The 16,185-nt window shown below is 56.0% G+C and carries 12 protein-coding genes, 4 tRNA genes, 1 rRNA gene and 1 pseudogene; all 18 read right to left on the minus strand.

Features of this window, described 5'->3' with window-relative positions; all coding sequences use genetic code 11:
- Positions 1-30 precede the first annotated feature (30 nt).
- Complete coding sequence (gene rpsG, locus BZ163_RS21540; protein WP_002555493.1) at positions 31-501, minus strand: 30S ribosomal protein S7; 471 nt, start codon at positions 499-501, stop codon at positions 31-33.
- Positions 502-619: 118 nt separating this feature from the next.
- Entirely contained in the window at positions 620-991 is a 372-nt protein-coding gene (rpsL, locus tag BZ163_RS21545; protein ID WP_002555494.1) for a 30S ribosomal protein S12, read from the minus strand.
- 216 nt (positions 992-1,207) lie between these two features.
- Positions 1,208-5,407 (minus strand): DNA-directed RNA polymerase subunit beta', encoded by a 4,200-nt coding sequence (gene rpoC / locus BZ163_RS21550; RefSeq protein WP_128872503.1) that lies wholly within the window; start codon positions 5,405-5,407, stop codon positions 1,208-1,210.
- A 64-nt stretch (positions 5,408-5,471) separates the two neighbouring features.
- A complete protein-coding gene (rpoB, locus tag BZ163_RS21555; RefSeq protein ID WP_128872504.1) occupies positions 5,472-9,545 on the minus strand; it encodes a DNA-directed RNA polymerase subunit beta in 4,074 nt (1,357 codons plus the stop codon).
- Positions 9,546-9,765: 220 nt separating this feature from the next.
- Positions 9,766-10,131: a 50S ribosomal protein L7/L12 gene (gene rplL, locus BZ163_RS21560; protein WP_128872505.1), complete on the minus strand. Its 366-nt coding sequence runs from the start codon at positions 10,129-10,131 to the stop codon at positions 9,766-9,768.
- Between the two features lie 80 nt (positions 10,132-10,211).
- Positions 10,212-10,712: a 50S ribosomal protein L10 gene (rplJ, locus tag BZ163_RS21565; protein WP_008145489.1), complete on the minus strand. Its 501-nt coding sequence runs from the start codon at positions 10,710-10,712 to the stop codon at positions 10,212-10,214.
- 198 nt (positions 10,713-10,910) lie between these two features.
- Complete coding sequence (rplA, locus tag BZ163_RS21570) at positions 10,911-11,606, minus strand: 50S ribosomal protein L1 (protein WP_128872506.1); 696 nt, start codon at positions 11,604-11,606, stop codon at positions 10,911-10,913.
- Positions 11,606-12,037: a 50S ribosomal protein L11 gene (rplK, locus tag BZ163_RS21575; RefSeq protein WP_128872507.1), complete on the minus strand. Its 432-nt coding sequence runs from the start codon at positions 12,035-12,037 to the stop codon at positions 11,606-11,608. Before rplK ends, rplA begins: the two co-directional genes overlap by 1 nt.
- Before the next feature lie 117 nt (positions 12,038-12,154).
- Entirely contained in the window at positions 12,155-12,688 is a 534-nt protein-coding gene (nusG, locus tag BZ163_RS21580; protein WP_007896622.1) for a transcription termination/antitermination protein NusG, read from the minus strand.
- A gap of 9 nt (positions 12,689-12,697) precedes the next feature.
- Entirely contained in the window at positions 12,698-13,066 is a 369-nt protein-coding gene (secE, locus tag BZ163_RS21585; protein ID WP_128872508.1) for a preprotein translocase subunit SecE, read from the minus strand.
- A 45-nt stretch (positions 13,067-13,111) separates the two neighbouring features.
- Positions 13,112-13,187, minus strand: a tRNA-Trp gene (locus BZ163_RS21590).
- 169 nt (positions 13,188-13,356) lie between these two features.
- Positions 13,357-13,432 (minus strand) — tRNA-Thr (locus tag BZ163_RS21595).
- 26 nt (positions 13,433-13,458) lie between these two features.
- A tRNA-Gly gene (locus BZ163_RS21600) sits at positions 13,459-13,532 on the minus strand.
- Between the two features lie 24 nt (positions 13,533-13,556).
- Positions 13,557-13,641, minus strand: a tRNA-Tyr gene (locus BZ163_RS21605).
- 142 nt (positions 13,642-13,783) lie between these two features.
- Complete coding sequence (locus BZ163_RS21610) at positions 13,784-14,224, minus strand: hypothetical protein (RefSeq protein WP_128872509.1); 441 nt, start codon at positions 14,222-14,224, stop codon at positions 13,784-13,786.
- A gap of 7 nt (positions 14,225-14,231) precedes the next feature.
- Positions 14,232-14,982 (minus strand): annotated as a pseudogene (locus BZ163_RS21615) (pantothenate kinase).
- Positions 14,972-15,931, minus strand: coding sequence for a bifunctional biotin--[acetyl-CoA-carboxylase] ligase/biotin operon repressor BirA (birA, locus tag BZ163_RS21620; RefSeq protein ID WP_128872510.1), 960 nt, complete (start codon positions 15,929-15,931; stop codon positions 14,972-14,974). Before birA ends, BZ163_RS21615 begins: the two are co-directional and overlap by 11 nt.
- A gap of 136 nt (positions 15,932-16,067) precedes the next feature.
- Positions 16,068-16,183 (minus strand): 5S ribosomal RNA (gene rrf / locus BZ163_RS21625).
- Positions 16,184-16,185 lie beyond the last annotated feature (2 nt).

The raw sequence follows: 16,185 nt of genomic DNA on the forward strand, positions 1-16,185 counted from the left end.
AAAGCCCTCGCAAAATTAGTGACGCTAAAATTAGAAGCGGTAGTGCGAGAAAGCCTTGTTGGCTTCAGCCATACGGTGCACGTCTTCACGCTTCTTAACTGCAGCACCTTTGCCTTCAGCAGCGTCCAGCAGTTCACCGGCCAAACGCAGAGCCATAGACTTCTCGCCGCGCTTGCGGGCGAAGTCTACCAACCAGCGCATTGCCAGAGCATTACGACGGGACGGACGAACTTCAACCGGAACCTGGTAAGTAGCACCGCCTACACGGCGCGACTTCACTTCGACCAGCGGAGCGATGGCGTCGAGAGCTTTCTCGAAGATTTCCAGGGGGTCGCTGTTCTTGCGTTCTTTAACCTTTTCCAGCGCGCCATAAACGATACGCTCGGCAACGGCTTTCTTGCCGCTTTCCATCACGTGGTTCATGAACTTGGCCAGGATCTGGCTGCCGTATTTTGGATCGTCAAGCACTTCGCGCTTGGCTGCTACGCGTCTTCTTGGCATGGATAAGCCCTCAAACGGTCTTCAGGTTCGCTCGGAATCGGTGCCCTTTCGGGACGCCTCCGACCTTACTCTTATCGACTCAGAAAAATAGAAAATCGGTTTTTACAAAAAGCCACTACTACTTAGGCTTCTTGGTACCGTACTTCGAACGACCCTGGTTACGACCTTTAACGCCGGAAGTATCCAAAGAACCGCGTACGGTGTGGTAACGAACACCTGGCAAGTCTTTTACACGACCGCCGCGGATCAGTACCACGCTGTGCTCTTGCAGGTTGTGGCCTTCACCGCCGATGTACGAGGAAACCTCGAAACCGTTGGTCAGACGCACACGGCATACTTTACGCAGTGCCGAGTTAGGTTTTTTCGGCGTGGTGGTATACACACGGGTGCATACGCCACGACGTTGCGGGCAGTTCTGCAGCGCAGGCACGTCGGATTTCTCGACGATACGCTTACGCGGCTGACGTACCAGCTGGTTGATAGTTGCCATCTACTAGCTCCACTGTTGTCTTGCGACGCTATTGTCTTGCAAGAAAAGCAAAATGGCAGGAACGAATTCCCGCCAAATTTAGGGGTACAAGAGTCTAAAGAGGATCTTGCCCCCAGTCAAGGCAAGGCCCCGACCTCCCCGCTCATCCAACCTCGACAAATTGTCTCGATTCGATGAACGGAGCGACCAGGGCCTTACGCTCATTTACCGCAGAACTCAGTTACCGCTCGAGTTCAGCGCTTCGGTCAGTGCAGCTTCCACTTCACTGGCGCTTACGCGCAACGGTTTGTCCGCTTCACGGCGACGCTTGCGCTCGCTGTGATAAGCCAGACCGGTACCGGCCGGGATCAGACGACCCACAACCACGTTTTCTTTCAGGCCGCGCAGGTAATCGCGCTTGCCGGTTACCGCCGCTTCGGTCAGTACGCGAGTGGTTTCCTGGAAGGAAGCCGCCGAGATGAACGATTCGGTGGACAACGACGCCTTGGTGATACCCAGCAACACACGAGTGAACTTGGAAACGAATTTCTCGTCGCCAGCCAGACGTTCGTTCTCTACCAGAACGTGAGTCAACTCCATCTGGTCGCCCTTGATGAAAGTCGAGTCGCCGGATTCAGCGATTTCAACCTTACGCAACATCTGACGCAGGATGGTCTCGATGTGCTTGTCGTTGATCTTCACGCCTTGCAGACGGTAAACGTCCTGGATCTCGTTCACGATGTACTTGGCCAGCGCACTCACACCCAGCAGACGCAGGATGTCGTGTGGATCGCTCGGGCCGTCGGAGATAACTTCGCCGCGGTTTACCTGTTCGCCTTCGAAGACGTTCAGGTGACGCCACTTCGGAATCAGCTCTTCGTACGGATCGGTACCGTCGTTCGGGGTAATAACCAGACGGCGCTTGCCTTTGGTCTCTTTACCGAACGCGATGGTGCCGCTGACTTCCGCCAGGATCGAGGCTTCTTTCGGACGACGGGCTTCGAACAAGTCGGCAACACGCGGCAGACCACCGGTGATGTCACGGGTCTTCGAAGTCTCTTGCGGGATACGAGCGATAACATCACCGATCGCAATCTTCGCACCATCCGCAACACCGACCAGGGCGTTGGCTGGCAGGAAGTACTGAGCGATAACGTCAGTGCCTGGCAGCAACAGATCCTTGCCGTTGTCATCAACCATCTTCACAGCAGGACGGATATCTTTACCGGCAGCTGGACGGTCTTTGGCGTCGAGTACTTCAATGTTGGTCATACCGGTCAATTCGTCAGTCTGACGCTTGATCGTGATGCCTTCTTCCATGCCCACGTAGGTCACGGTACCTTTCATTTCGGTAACGATCGGGTGAGTGTGCGGATCCCACTTGGCCACGATTGCGCCAGCGTCGACCTTGTCACCTTCTTTAACCGAAATCACGGCACCGTACGGCAGCTTGTAACGCTCGCGCTCACGACCGAAGTCATCAGCGATCGCCAGCTCACCGGAACGGGACACGGCAACCAGGCAACCATCCACTCGCTCAACGTGCTTCAGGTTATGCAGACGGACGGTACCGCCATTCTTCACCTGAACGCTGTCGGCTGCGGAGGTCCGGCTTGCCGCACCACCGATGTGGAACGTACGCATGGTCAGCTGGGTACCCGGCTCACCGATGGACTGGGCAGCGATAACGCCGACCGCTTCACCGATGTTCACCTGGTGACCACGAGCCAGGTCACGGCCGTAGCACTTGGCGCAAATGCCGTAGCGGGTTTCGCAGCTGATCGGCGAACGCACGATCACTTCGTCGATGCTGTTGAGCTCGATGAACTCGACCCACTTCTCGTCAACCAGAGTGCCGCCAGGAACGATAACTTCCTCGGTACCCGGCTTGAATACGTCACGGGCAATGACACGACCCAATACGCGCTCACCCAGCGGCTCGACAACGTCACCGCCTTCAATGTGCGGCGTCATTACCAGGCCATGCTCGGTGCCGCAATCGATCTCGGTCACGACCAGATCCTGCGCCACGTCTACCAGACGACGAGTCAGGTAACCGGAGTTCGCCGTTTTCAACGCGGTATCCGCCAAACCTTTACGAGCACCGTGAGTGGAGATGAAGTACTGAAGTACGCTCAAACCTTCACGGAAGTTCGCAGTAATCGGCGTTTCGATGATGGAACCGTCCGGCTTGGCCATCAGGCCACGCATACCGGCGAGCTGACGGATCTGCGCAGCAGAACCCCGTGCGCCCGAGTCGGCCATCATGTACATCGAGTTGAAGGATTCCTGGTCGACTTCGACGCCATGACGGTCGATGACTTTCTCTTTCGAGAGGTTGGCCATCATCGCCTTGGAAACTTCGTCGTTCGCCTTGGACCAAAGGTCGATCACTTTGTTGTACTTCTCGCCCTGGGTTACCAGGCCGGAGGCGTACTGACTTTCGATCTCTTTCACTTCATCAGTAGCAGCATTGATGATGCGGGCTTTTTCATCCGGGATAACGAAGTCGTTAACACCGATGGAAACGCCGGAAATGGTCGAATAGGCAAAACCGGTGTACATCAACTGGTCAGCGAAGATCACGGTCTCTTTCAAACCAACCACGCGGTAGCACTGGTTGATCAGCTTGGAGATCGCCTTTTTCTTCATCGGCTGGTTGACGACGTCGTACGACAGGCCAGGTGGAACAACCTGGAACAACAGCGCACGGCCGACAGTGGTGTCGACGATACGGGTGTTCTTGACGCTGCCGCCATCACGATCGTTGACGGTTTCGTTGATCCGCACTTTGACCTTGGCATGCAGTGCGGCTTCGCCGGCACGGAACACACGGTCAACTTCTTGCAGATCCGCGAACACACGACCTTCGCCCTTGGCGTTGATCGCTTCACGCGTCATGTAGTACAGACCCAATACAACGTCCTGCGACGGAACGATGATTGGCTCACCGTTGGCTGGCGACAGAATGTTGTTGGTCGACATCATCAACGCACGCGCTTCCAGCTGGGCTTCCAGCGTCAGCGGTACGTGCACGGCCATTTGGTCGCCGTCGAAGTCGGCGTTGTACGCAGCACAGACCAGAGGGTGCAGCTGGATAGCCTTACCTTCGATCAGTACCGGTTCAAACGCCTGGATACCCAGACGGTGAAGGGTCGGTGCACGGTTGAGGAGAACCGGGTGTTCACGGATCACTTCAGCGAGAACGTCCCAAACCTCTGGCAGCTCGCGCTCGACCATTTTCTTGGCAGCTTTGATGGTGGTCGCGAGACCACGCATTTCCAGCTTGCCGAAAATGAACGGCTTGAACAGCTCGAGGGCCATTTTCTTCGGCAGACCGCACTGGTGCAGACGCAGGGTCGGACCTACGGTAATTACCGAACGACCGGAGTAGTCAACACGCTTACCGAGCAAGTTCTGACGGAAACGACCTTGCTTACCCTTGATCATGTCAGCCAGGGATTTCAGAGGACGCTTGTTGGAACCGGTGATAGCGCGGCCACGACGACCGTTGTCGAGCAGTGCATCGACGGCTTCCTGCAACATACGCTTTTCGTTGCGCACGATGATGTCCGGAGCGGACAGATCGAGCAGACGCTTCAAGCGGTTGTTACGGTTGATCACTCGACGATACAGATCGTTGAGGTCGGAAGTCGCGAAGCGACCGCCATCCAGCGGGACCAGTGGACGCAGATCTGGCGGCAGAACCGGCAGAACGGTCAGCACCATCCATTCTGGAAGGTTGCCGGAACCCTGGAAGGCTTCCATCAACTTCAGACGCTTGGACAGCTTCTTGATCTTGGTTTCGGAGTTGGTTTGCGGAATTTCTTCGCGCAGACGGCCAATCTCGTGTTCCAGGTCGATAGCGTGCAGCAGTTCACGGACAGCTTCAGCACCCATGCGGGCATCGAAATCGTCGCCGAACTCTTCCAGCGCTTCGAAGTACTGCTCGTCGTTGAGCAGCTGACCTTTTTCAAGGGTGGTCATGCCTGGATCGATAACGACATAGCTCTCGAAGTAGAGAACGCGTTCGATATCACGCAGGGTCATGTCCATCAGCAAGCCGATACGCGACGGCAGCGATTTCAGGAACCAGATGTGGGCAACCGGGGAAGCCAGTTCGATGTGCGCCATGCGCTCACGACGAACTTTGGCCAGCGCGACTTCAACGCCGCACTTCTCGCAGATCACACCACGGTGCTTCAAGCGCTTGTACTTACCGCACAGGCACTCGTAATCCTTTACCGGGCCAAAGATCTTGGCGCAGAACAGGCCGTCACGCTCAGGTTTGAACGTACGGTAGTTGATGGTTTCCGGCTTTTTAACTTCACCGAACGACCACGAACGGATCATCTCAGGCGATGCCAATCCAATACGGATGGCGTCGAACTCTTCGACTTGACCCTGGTTTTTCAGCAAATTCAGTAGGTCTTTCAAGGCCTTTCCTCCTGGCGGAGCAGAGAGCGGGCAATCCTGCCCCGCTCTCGATTCGCGTCACGTGTTATTCGGTTTCCAGATCGATATCGATGCCGAGGGAACGAATTTCCTTGATCAACACGTTGAAGGACTCGGGCATGCCCGGCTCCATACGGTGATCGCCATCCACGATGTTTTTGTACATCTTGGTACGGCCGTTCACATCGTCCGACTTCACTGTGAGCATTTCTTGCAGAGTGTAAGCAGCACCGTATGCTTCCAGTGCCCAGACCTCCATCTCCCCGAAACGCTGACCACCGAACTGCGCCTTACCACCCAGCGGCTGCTGAGTAACCAGGCTGTACGAACCGGTAGAACGAGCGTGCATCTTGTCGTCTACCAAGTGGTTCAGCTTCAGCATGTACATGTAGCCAACAGTAACCGGGCGCTCGAACTTGTTGCCGGTACGGCCGTCGGTCAGCTGCATCTGGCCGCTTTCTGGCAGGTCTGCCAGTTTCAGCATGGCCTTGATTTCGCTTTCCTTGGCACCGTCGAACACTGGAGTGGCCATTGGAACGCCGCCACGCAGGTTCTTCGCCAGATCCAGGATTTCCTGGTCGGAGAAGCTGTCCAGATCTTCGTTGCGACCGCCGATCTCGTTGTAGATCTCGTGCAGGAACTTGCGCAGATCGGCAACTTTACGCTGCTCTTCGATCATGCGGTTGATCTTCTCGCCCAGACCTTTGGCCGCGAGGCCCAGGTGGGTTTCAAGGATCTGACCAACGTTCATACGCGAAGGTACGCCCAACGGGTTGAGGACGACGTCGACCGGGGTGCCATTGGCATCGTGCGGCATGTCTTCAACCGGCATGATCACAGAGACCACACCTTTGTTACCGTGACGACCGGCCATCTTGTCGCCCGGCTGGATGCGGCGACGGATTGCCAGGTAAACCTTGACGATTTTCAGCACGCCTGGAGCCAGGTCATCGCCCTGCTGCAGTTTGCGCTTCTTGTCTTCGAACTTGTCGTCCAGCAGACGGCGGCGATCAACGATGTAAGCCTGAGCCTTCTCGAGCTGCTCGTTCAGAGCATCTTCAGCCATGCGCAGTTTGAACCACTGGCCATGCTCAAGACCGTCGAGAATTTCGTCGGTGATGTCCTGACCTTTCTTCAGGCCGGCGCCGCCTTCGGCTTTGCGGCCGACCAGAGCGGAACGCAGACGTTCGAAAGTCGCGCCTTCAACGATACGGAACTCTTCGTTCAGGTCCTTGCGGATCTCGTCGAGCTGGGTCTTCTCGATCGACAGTGCACGAGCATCACGCTCAACGCCGTCGCGGGTGAAGACCTGTACGTCGATGACGGTACCCTTGGTGCCGGTAGGCACGCGCAGGGAGGTGTCTTTAACGTCGCTGGCTTTTTCACCGAAGATGGCACGCAGCAGTTTTTCTTCCGGAGTCAGTTGGGTCTCGCCTTTCGGAGTGACCTTACCGACCAGGATGTCGCCTGCGCCAACTTCAGCACCTACGTAAACGATACCGGCTTCGTCCAGTTTGTTCAGTGCCGCTTCACCCACGTTCGGGATGTCGGCAGTGATTTCCTCTGGCCCAAGCTTGGTGTCACGTGCCACACAGGTCAGTTCCTGAATGTGGATCGTGGTGAAGCGATCTTCTTGAACAACTCGTTCCGACAGGCAGATGGAGTCTTCGAAGTTGTAACCGTTCCAGGCCATGAACGCGATGCGCATGTTCTGACCCAGCGCCAGCTCACCCATGTCGGTGGACGGACCGTCAGCCATGATGTCGCTGCGCTGAACCCGATCACCTTTACGCACCAGCGGACGCTGGTTGATGCAGGTGTTCTGGTTGGAGCGGGTGTACTTGGTCAGGTTGTAGATGTCGACACCGGCTTCACCGGTTTCAACTTCGTCATCGGCAACACGAACCACGATACGGCTGGCATCAACGGAATCGATCACGCCGCCACGACGAGCCACGACGCAAACGCCGGAGTCACGGGCTACGTTACGCTCCATGCCGGTACCGACCAGCGGCTTGTCAGCGCGCAGGGTGGGTACAGCTTGACGCTGCATGTTCGAACCCATCAACGCACGGTTGGCGTCGTCGTGCTCGAGGAACGGGATCAGCGACGCTGCAACCGAAACTACCTGCTTCGGCGATACGTCCATCAAGGTGACGTCTTCCGGCGCCTTGACGGTGAACTCGTTCAAGTGACGAACAGCTACCAGTTCGTCGATCAGCATTTTCTTGTCGTTCATCGTGGCCGAAGCCTGAGCGATCACGTGATCAGCTTCTTCGATGGCGGACAGGAACACGATCTCGTCGGTGACCAGAGCGTCTTTCACCACACGGTACGGGCTCTCGAGGAAGCCGTACTGGTTGGTGCGCGCATAGGCGGCCAGGGAGTTGATCAGACCGATGTTCGGACCTTCCGGCGTTTCGATCGGGCAAACACGACCGTAGTGAGTCGGGTGTACGTCACGAACTTCAAAGCCGGCACGCTCACGAGTCAAACCGCCAGGGCCGAGTGCAGACACACGACGCTTGTGGGTGATCTCGGACAGCGGGTTGTTCTGGTCCATGAACTGGGACAGCTGGCTGGAACCGAAGAACTCTTTCACCGCCGCAGCCACTGGCTTGGCGTTGATCAGGTCTTGCGGCATCAGGCCTTCGCTTTCAGCCATCGACAGACGCTCTTTGACCGCACGCTCAACACGTACCAGGCCAACGCGGAACTGGTTCTCGGCCATTTCGCCTACGCAGCGAACACGACGGTTACCCAAGTGGTCGATGTCATCGACGATGCCTTTACCGTTACGGATGTCGACCAGAGTCTTCAGGACCGCGACGATGTCTTCCTTGCACAGCACGCCCGAACCTTCGATCTCGGTACGACCGATACGACGGTTGAACTTCATCCGGCCGACCGCAGACAGGTCGTAGCGCTCAGGGCTGAAGAACAGGTTGTTGAACAGAGTCTCGGCAGCGTCTTTGGTTGGCGGCTCGCCTGGACGCATCATGCGATAGATCTCGACCAGCGCTTCCAATTGGTTGCTGGTGGAGTCGATCTTCAGGGTGTCGGAGACGAACGGACCGCAGTCGATATCGTTGGTGTACAGAGTTTCGATGCGAACAACCTGGGACTTGGCGATTTTTGCCAGGATCTCGGTGTTCAGCTCGGTGTTGCACTCTGCCAGGATTTCGCCGGTTGCCGGATGCACGATGACCTTGGCGGTAGTGCGACCCAGGACGTAGTCCAGAGGCACTTCCAGGGTCTTGAGACCGGCTTTTTCGATCTGGTTGATGTGGCGCGCAGTAATACGGCGACCAGCCTCAACGATGACCTTGCCCTTCTCGTCCTGAATATCAAGAACAGCGATTTCACCACGCAGACGCGAAGCAATCAGTTCCAGACTGAGGGTTTCGCCGCTCAGGTGGAAAACGTTGGTGGTGTAGAACGCGTCGAGCACTTCTTCAGTGGTATAGCCGAGCGCGCGCAGCAGTACCGATGCAGGCAGCTTGCGACGACGGTCGATACGCACGAACACGCAGTCTTTCGGGTCGAACTCGAAGTCCAGCCACGAACCGCGGTAAGGAATGATGCGCGCGGAGTACAGCAGTTTGCCGGAGCTGTGCGTCTTGCCACGGTCGTGGTCGAAGAACACGCCTGGAGAACGGTGCAGCTGGGAAACGATTACTCGTTCGGTACCGTTGATTACGAAGGTACCGTTTTCAGTCATCAACGGGATTTCGCCCATGTAGACTTCTTGCTCTTTGATGTCCTTGATCGCTTTGTTCGACGATTCTTTGTCGAAAATGATCAGGCGCACTTTTACCCGCAAAGGTACGGCGTAAGTTACACCGCGCAATACGCATTCTTTGACATCAAATGCCGGTTCGCCCAGGCGATAACCGACGTACTCCAGCGCAGCATTGCCGGAGTAGCTGATGATCGGGAAAACGGATTTGAAGGCCGCATGCAGGCCCACGTCGCGGAACTGATCTTTAGTCGCTCCCGCCTGCAAGAATTCACGATACGAATCCAGCTGGATTGCCAGGAGATACGGCACATCCATGACGTCCGGCAACTTGCTAAAGTCCTTGCGGATACGTTTTTTCTCAGTATATGAGTAAGCCATCAGCGTTCCCCAGCTTGGTCACCTGCTTGTTTGGCCCCTCCCGACGGGAGCAGCCAGAAAATCGTGCAAACCCCATGGTTTGCGCCACCGCATCGGGTGGTTACAGCTCGTTACCAGCGCCGACCCAGTCGGCTGCCAATAACGGAAAAAGGCCGGTGGCAAGAGCCACCAGCCATCAGCCTTTCGCTTAACGCTCGGGCTGGAGACGCAAAGTCGATGCTTACTTCAGCTCGACTTTAGCGCCTGCTTCTTCCAGAACAGCTTTGGCTTTTTCAGCAGCGTCTTTCGATACTGCTTCCAGAACCATGCCTGGGCAGCCGTCAACTACAGCCTTGGCTTCTTTCAGGCCCAGACCGGTCAGCTCACGTACAGCCTTGATCACGTTAACTTTCTTCTCGCCAGTCTCAACCAGATTGACGTTGAATTCAGTTTGTTCTTCAACAACGGCAGCAACAGCGGCTGGACCTGCGGAAGCAGCGGCAGCGGAAACGCCGAACTTCTCTTCCATGGCCTTGATCAGCTCAACGATTTCCAGAACGGATTTTTCGCCGATTGCTTCGATGATTTGGTCGTTAGTCAGAGACATGACTATAAATTCCTGTATTGGGGTGACAGCCTACGCGGCCATCGAAATAAACAAAAAACGCTGAAAGGAGTCGCTCAGCCTTAGGCTGCAGCAGCTTCTTTCTGGTCGCGAAGAGCCGCCAGAGTACGAGCCAATTTGCTGGTTGCGCCTTGAATCACGCTCATCAGCTGAGAAATTGCTTCGTCACGGGTCGGCAGGCTTGCCAGTACGTCGATCTGATTAGCTGCGAGGAACTTGCCCTCGAACGCAGCTGCCTTGATCTCGAACTTGTCCTGACCTTTTGCGAACTCTTTGAAAATACGGGCAGCAGCGCCCGGATGATCTTTGGAGAATGCAATCAAGGTCGGGCCGGTGAACACGTCGTTGAGCACGTCATACTGAGTGCCAGCAACGGCGCGCTTGAGCAGGGTGTTACGTACAACACGTACGTAAACGCCAGCTTCACGAGCCTCTTTACGGAGTCCGGTCATAGCGCCTACTGTTACGCCACGGGCATCAGCCACGACAGCGGACAGAGCAACTTGGGCAGCCTTGTTGACTTCAGCGACGATGGCCTTCTTGTCTTCAAGTTTAATTGCCACGGGAAAAACTCCTGCTTGTTACCGTTTCATCCAACCGAAGCCGGATGTCGTTTTGGTGTCTGATTCGGTAAGGAACCGGGAGCACCATCTGCGTAGGCTTGAGGTTTAAGACTTGCGTCGCCTACGGTCTTGGATAGCCCCCGCCAGGCAGGGACCCCAATCTTTCAATTGGCACAATCGCTTGCGCCAATTTTTGTCTTACGCTTCCAGCGAACCTTGGTCGATGACCAGGCCCGGGCCCATGGTGGTGCTCAGGGTGATGCGCTTGACATAAATGCCTTTCGAGGAAGCCGGCTTGATACGCTTCAGATCAGAGATCAGGGCTTCAACGTTTTCCTTCAGCTTGACGGCATCGAAGCCGACTTTGCCAACGGAGGTGTGGATGATGCCGTTTTTGTCGGTGCGATAACGAACCTGACCAGCCTTGGCGTTTTTAACCGCGGTAGCTACGTCTGGGGTTACGGTGCCGACTTTAGGGTTAGGCATCAGGCCACGTGGACCGAGGATCTGACCCAACTGGCCTACAACGCGCATGGCATCCGGGGATGCGATCACTACGTCATAGTTCAGGTCGCCGCCTTTCATTTCGGCAGCCAGGTCGTCCATGCCTACACGGTCAGCGCCGGCAGCCAGAGCGGCCTCGGCAGCTGGACCCTGGGTGAACACGGCAACGCGAACGGTCTTGCCAGTGCCGTGTGGCAGCACAGTAGCGCTACGAACGACCTGGTCGGATTTACGCGGGTCAACACCCAGGTTTACAGCAACGTCGAACGACTCGCTGAACTTGACAGTCGACAGCTCGGCCAGCAGGGCGGCAGCGTCTACAAAGTTGTAGGACTTGCCTGCTTCGATTTTGCCGGCGATAGCCTTTTGACGCTTGGTCAGCTTAGCCATTACACACCCTCCACGTTAAGGCCCATGCTACGAGCAGAACCGGCGATAGTACGCACGGCTGCATCCATATCAGCTGCAGTCAGATCCGCGTTTTTGGTTTTCGCGATATCTTCCAGCTGAGCACGGGTCACGGTGCCAACCTTAACGGTGTTCGGACGAGCGGAACCGCTGGTCAGACCGGCCGCCTTCTTCAGCAGAACCGAAGCAGGGGTGGATTTGGTTTCGAACGTGAAGCTACGGTCGCTGTAGACAGTGATGATCACTGGAGTCGGCAGGCCTGGCTCAATACCCTGAGTACGGGCGTTGAAAGCCTTGCAGAATTCCATGATGTTCACGCCGTGCTGACCCAGAGCAGGACCAACAGGTGGGCTTGGGTTAGCCTGAGCGGCCTTCACTTGCAGCTTGATGTAAGCGGTAATTTTCTTGGCCATGAGGCACTCCAATTACGGGTTCAAACGCCTCGAAAGGCTCCCCGGTTACTTGCGCGTTTATCCCAGTGACGACAAAACCCCACAGCCTGAGGCTGCGGGGTTGGGATGCTTGCTCAGCTAGACCTTTTCGACCTGGCTGAACTCAAGCTCTACCGGAGTAGAGCGTCCGAAAATAAGCACTGCCACTTGGATCCGGCTCTTTTCGTAGTTAACTTCTTCAACCGTGCCGGTAAAATCGGCAAACGGCCCGTCGTTGACCCGTACCGACTCGCCCGGCTCGAACAACGTCTTCGGCTTCGGCTTGTCGCTACCGTCAGCAACACGACGCAGAATCGCTTCTGCCTCTTTATCTGTGATCGGTGCAGGCTTATCAGCAGTACCGCCGATGAAACCCATCACCCGAGGCGTATCCTTGACCAAGTGCCAAGTACCCTCGTTCATGTCCATCTGGACCAGCACATAACCTGGGAAGAATTTGCGCTCGCTTTTGCGTTTCTGGCCATTACGCATTTCAACCACTTCTTCAGTGGGAACCAGAATTTCGCCGAAGCCATCTTCCATGCCAGCCAGCTTTACGCGCTCTACCAACGAGCGCATGACATGCTTCTCGTAACCGGAGTAAGCATGCACAACGTACCAACGCTTAGCCACGGGACACCCTTAGCCGACAATCAAGGAAACAAGCCAGCCGAGCAGGGAATCAAGCCCCCACAACAGCAACGCCATAACCAGGACAACAGCCACAACGATCAACGTGGTCTGCGTGGTTTCTTGGCGAGTTGGCCATACGACTTTACGAATCTCGGTGCGAGCTTCCTTCACCAGCACAAAGAAAGACTTGCCCTTGACTGTCTGCAGGCCTACAAAGGCAGCTACAGCAGCAATGACAAGCAAAGCAAGTACACGGTACAGGATCGGCGAAGCAGAGTAATACTGATTGCCAACAACGCCAACAACCACCAAAGCAGCCACTACTAGCCACTTGAGCAGATCGAAGCGAGAGCCTTGAGCTTCAGCTTTAGGAGTCATCTATGAAGATCCTGTGAAAAGAAAGCCAAACCCACCAAGTGAATCTGGCAGGTCAGGAGGGAATCGAACCCCCAACCTACGGTTTTGGAGACCGTCGCTCTGCCAATTGAGCTACTGACCTAGAACAAAATCAGGCCGACCATTATGCCGGCCCGAAAAAGACTTTACAACAATTTACTCAATGACCTTTGCACTCCGCCAGCACCGGGGCTCAAACCACCCTCAGGGACAACGAAACACAACCAGACCATTAAAACAAAGGCAGATATTTTCATATCTGCCTTGTTATATGGAGCTCTTGAGCGGATTTGAACCGCTGACCTCACCCTTACCAAGGGTGTGCTCTACCAACTGAGCTACAAGAGCGTAACACTTTGCAGGATCTGCAAACTTGGAGCGGGTAGCGGGAATCGAACCCGCATCATCAGCTTGGAAGGCTGAGGTTCTACCACTAAACTATACCCGCGAGGCTTGCAGCTCTCGCTAAAAATGGTGGAGGGGGAAGGATTCGAACCTTCGAAGTCGTAGACGTCAGATTTACAGTCTGATCCCTTTGGCCGCTCGGGAACCCCTCCTAAGCGAGCCGGCATTCTATACTACGCCGGCCTTCTGTCAAGCATTTTCTCATTAAAAACCTGAGGTTAGCTGCGTTGACCTCGCTTCGCAGCGTTAACCGTTAAAGGTGTTCACTGCGGAGCGGGCGCCATTCTATGCAAACTATTGAGCAGGTGCAACCCCCTCGCATGGCATTATTTTATGTTTTAACTCATTGAATTCTTTGGAAAGGTTTTTCAGCTGCGAATCATCCAGCCAACGCCGGCTTTCGGGTGCCACACGCACCCAGTAACCTGCAGATTCAGCGGAATCCTTCGGCAATGACTGGAATTTGATTTCCATGCCATTCAATCGCCGCTCGACCGCCTGCGCGGCGTCCTGACGTGCAAAACCGCCCAGATACAGGCAACCATCATCCGCCCGGGGCGATTTTTCTTTATCTCGAGCCGCGTCACTCGCCTCACTCAACAGGCGGATATCCTGCTGCGAACCTCGGTACAAGCTCAACGGCGTTACATCTTTCGCACGCAGAGGCGCCTCTTGTTGGTGCCAGATGTAATAGAACACATTGAGAACGAGCAGCAGCAGGAACAACCAACGCATAAAAACCTCAGGACAGGGGACATGCCATAGCCAAGCCTACGAACACCAGGTCTGGAACCACCCTGGCCTCGGGCACGATCCCGGAGACCAGATCTGCATCCCCCCCCAGTGAGGAACACAGTAAAATCCTCCCCCCAGTAGCTGCGCGCCATCTCCAGCTGGGTCAGGACAAAACCCCTGAGCATCAGCGAACACCCTCGCTCCACTGCCTCGACGGTGGTGCGACCCGGGACGAGACTTTCCAGGGCGCGCTCAGCGGCGAGATCCCCATAGCGGATTCTACGAGTATGGGTCCGCAACTGATTGCGCATCAGGGGCATTCCCGGGCAGATGAAGCCGCCGAGATGCTCCCCATCGCCGGCAATGAAGTCGGCAGTGACTGCAGTACCGAAATCGAGTACCAGGCAGGCACCCGAGGCCAGGTGAAACCCGCCGAGCATCGCCAGCCAACGATCGAGCCCCAGCCGCTCGAATTCCTCATACCCGTTACGGACACCAGACATTTCGCGAGCCGGCGCCGCACAGACCACCGACACACCGAAAGCTTGCGTGAGCAGCGCAATCAACGCCTGGGTTTCTTCAGGGGTCCTGACACTGACCAACCGGCAAAACTTGAGAGCGATCCCCTTGAGCGCCTCCAAGCTCTCCAGCAAAGCGAGATCCGAATCAACGACACCCTCACCCACCACCCGACGGACATCCGCATGGAGCACCCGCCACTTGATGAAACTGTTTCCGCAGTCGAGCTCAAGAATCATCACGCAACCTCAGGCTGAGCTCACCACCACTAAAGACTTTTTCCAAACCGCCCACCTTCAAGCGCAAGGCACCCTGGTTATCAATACCCAGCACTTCGCCATCTATTTGGTTTACGCCTGCAATCAGCGACACAGCGCGCCCCTGCCAAAGATGATTTTGCTCCCACTCCGCCTGGATAGCTGAAAATCCGCCGACCTGATGCTGACTCAAATAGGCCTGGAGCTTCTCCCCCAAGGCGGCAACGAGGTGATTGCGATCAAATACCTTGCCTGACTCAAGCCGCATGGACGTCCACTGCTGATCAACCTCGTCAGTCATCTGCATGTTCACATTAATCCCGACACCCAAGACCACATGGCAGACATCAGCGGGATCCCCCACCAATTCGAGCAATATCCCTGCGATCTTTTTTTGCCCTACCAGCACATCATTCGGCCACTTCAGCCCTGCTGCCGAAATACCCAGCTCTCGCAAGGCCTGCATTACCGCAAGCCCGACGACCAGGCTCAAGCCCTCCAGCTGCCGCATTCCCCCCTCAATACGCAACACCAGGCTGTAATAGATGTTTTCCGCAAAAGGGCTGGCCCATTTTCGCCCGCGCCGCCCTCGCCCGGCAGTCTGCCGCTCGGCAAGCACCAGGAATGGCGCAGCTTGGCCGCGCTCGATGGCGCGCAAGGCTTCGGCGTTGGTGGAGTCGATTGAGTCGAAGACCAGAACGGGCCAGTCGCAGGAAGGGGCCCGCGCGCTGATGCCGAGAGGATCAAGCAGCGTCAAGGGTGCAGCCAGCTGATACCCGCGCCCGCGTACCTTGTGAATGGACAAGCCAAGCTCAGCTTCCAAATGCTGAAGCTGCTTCCATACCGCGCTACGACTGATACCCAAGGCAATGCCCAGGGCCTGGCCGGAATGAAACCGACCATCTTTAAGAAGCTCTAACAACGTCAGCATGCAAGTCTCGCCTCACAATGAGGTCCGCATGATAGCCATGCACCGAGCCGTTGCATAGAAACCCTGGGGGTCGGATTTCCTGCGAACAAAAACAAAACCCCTACCTGCATACGCAGATAGGGGTTTTGGAATTTAATCTTGACGATGACCTACTCTCACATGGGGAAACCCCACACTACCATCGGCGATGCATCGTTTCACTGCTGAGTTCGGGATGGGATCAGGTGGTTCCAATGCTCTATGGTCGTCAAGAA

The sequence above is a fragment of the Pseudomonas sp. VI4.1 genome (genome assembly GCF_002029345.1).
Classification (GTDB): Bacteria; Pseudomonadota; Gammaproteobacteria; order Pseudomonadales; family Pseudomonadaceae; genus Aquipseudomonas.

What these genes read in the sequence shown, in the direction of transcription:
- rpsG (WP_002555493.1), bottom strand. Translation starts at nt 501, where the DNA reads ATGCCAAGAAGACGCGTAGCAGCCAAGCGCGAAGTGCTTGACGATCCA.
- rpsL (WP_002555494.1), bottom strand. Translation starts at nt 991, where the DNA reads ATGGCAACTATCAACCAGCTGGTACGTCAGCCGCGTAAGCGTATCGTC.
- rpoB (WP_128872504.1), bottom strand. Translation starts at nt 9,545, where the DNA reads ATGGCTTACTCATATACTGAGAAAAAACGTATCCGCAAGGACTTTAGC.
- rplL (WP_128872505.1), bottom strand. Translation starts at nt 10,131, where the DNA reads ATGTCTCTGACTAACGACCAAATCATCGAAGCAATCGGCGAAAAATCC.
- rplA (WP_128872506.1), bottom strand. Translation starts at nt 11,606, where the DNA reads ATGGCTAAGCTGACCAAGCGTCAAAAGGCTATCGCCGGCAAAATCGAA.
- rplK (WP_128872507.1), bottom strand. Translation starts at nt 12,037, where the DNA reads ATGGCCAAGAAAATTACCGCTTACATCAAGCTGCAAGTGAAGGCCGCT.
- secE (WP_128872508.1), bottom strand. Translation starts at nt 13,066, where the DNA reads ATGACTCCTAAAGCTGAAGCTCAAGGCTCTCGCTTCGATCTGCTCAAG.
- BZ163_RS21610 (WP_128872509.1), bottom strand. Translation starts at nt 14,224, where the DNA reads ATGCGTTGGTTGTTCCTGCTGCTGCTCGTTCTCAATGTGTTCTATTAC.
- birA (WP_128872510.1), bottom strand. Translation starts at nt 15,931, where the DNA reads ATGCTGACGTTGTTAGAGCTTCTTAAAGATGGTCGGTTTCATTCCGGC.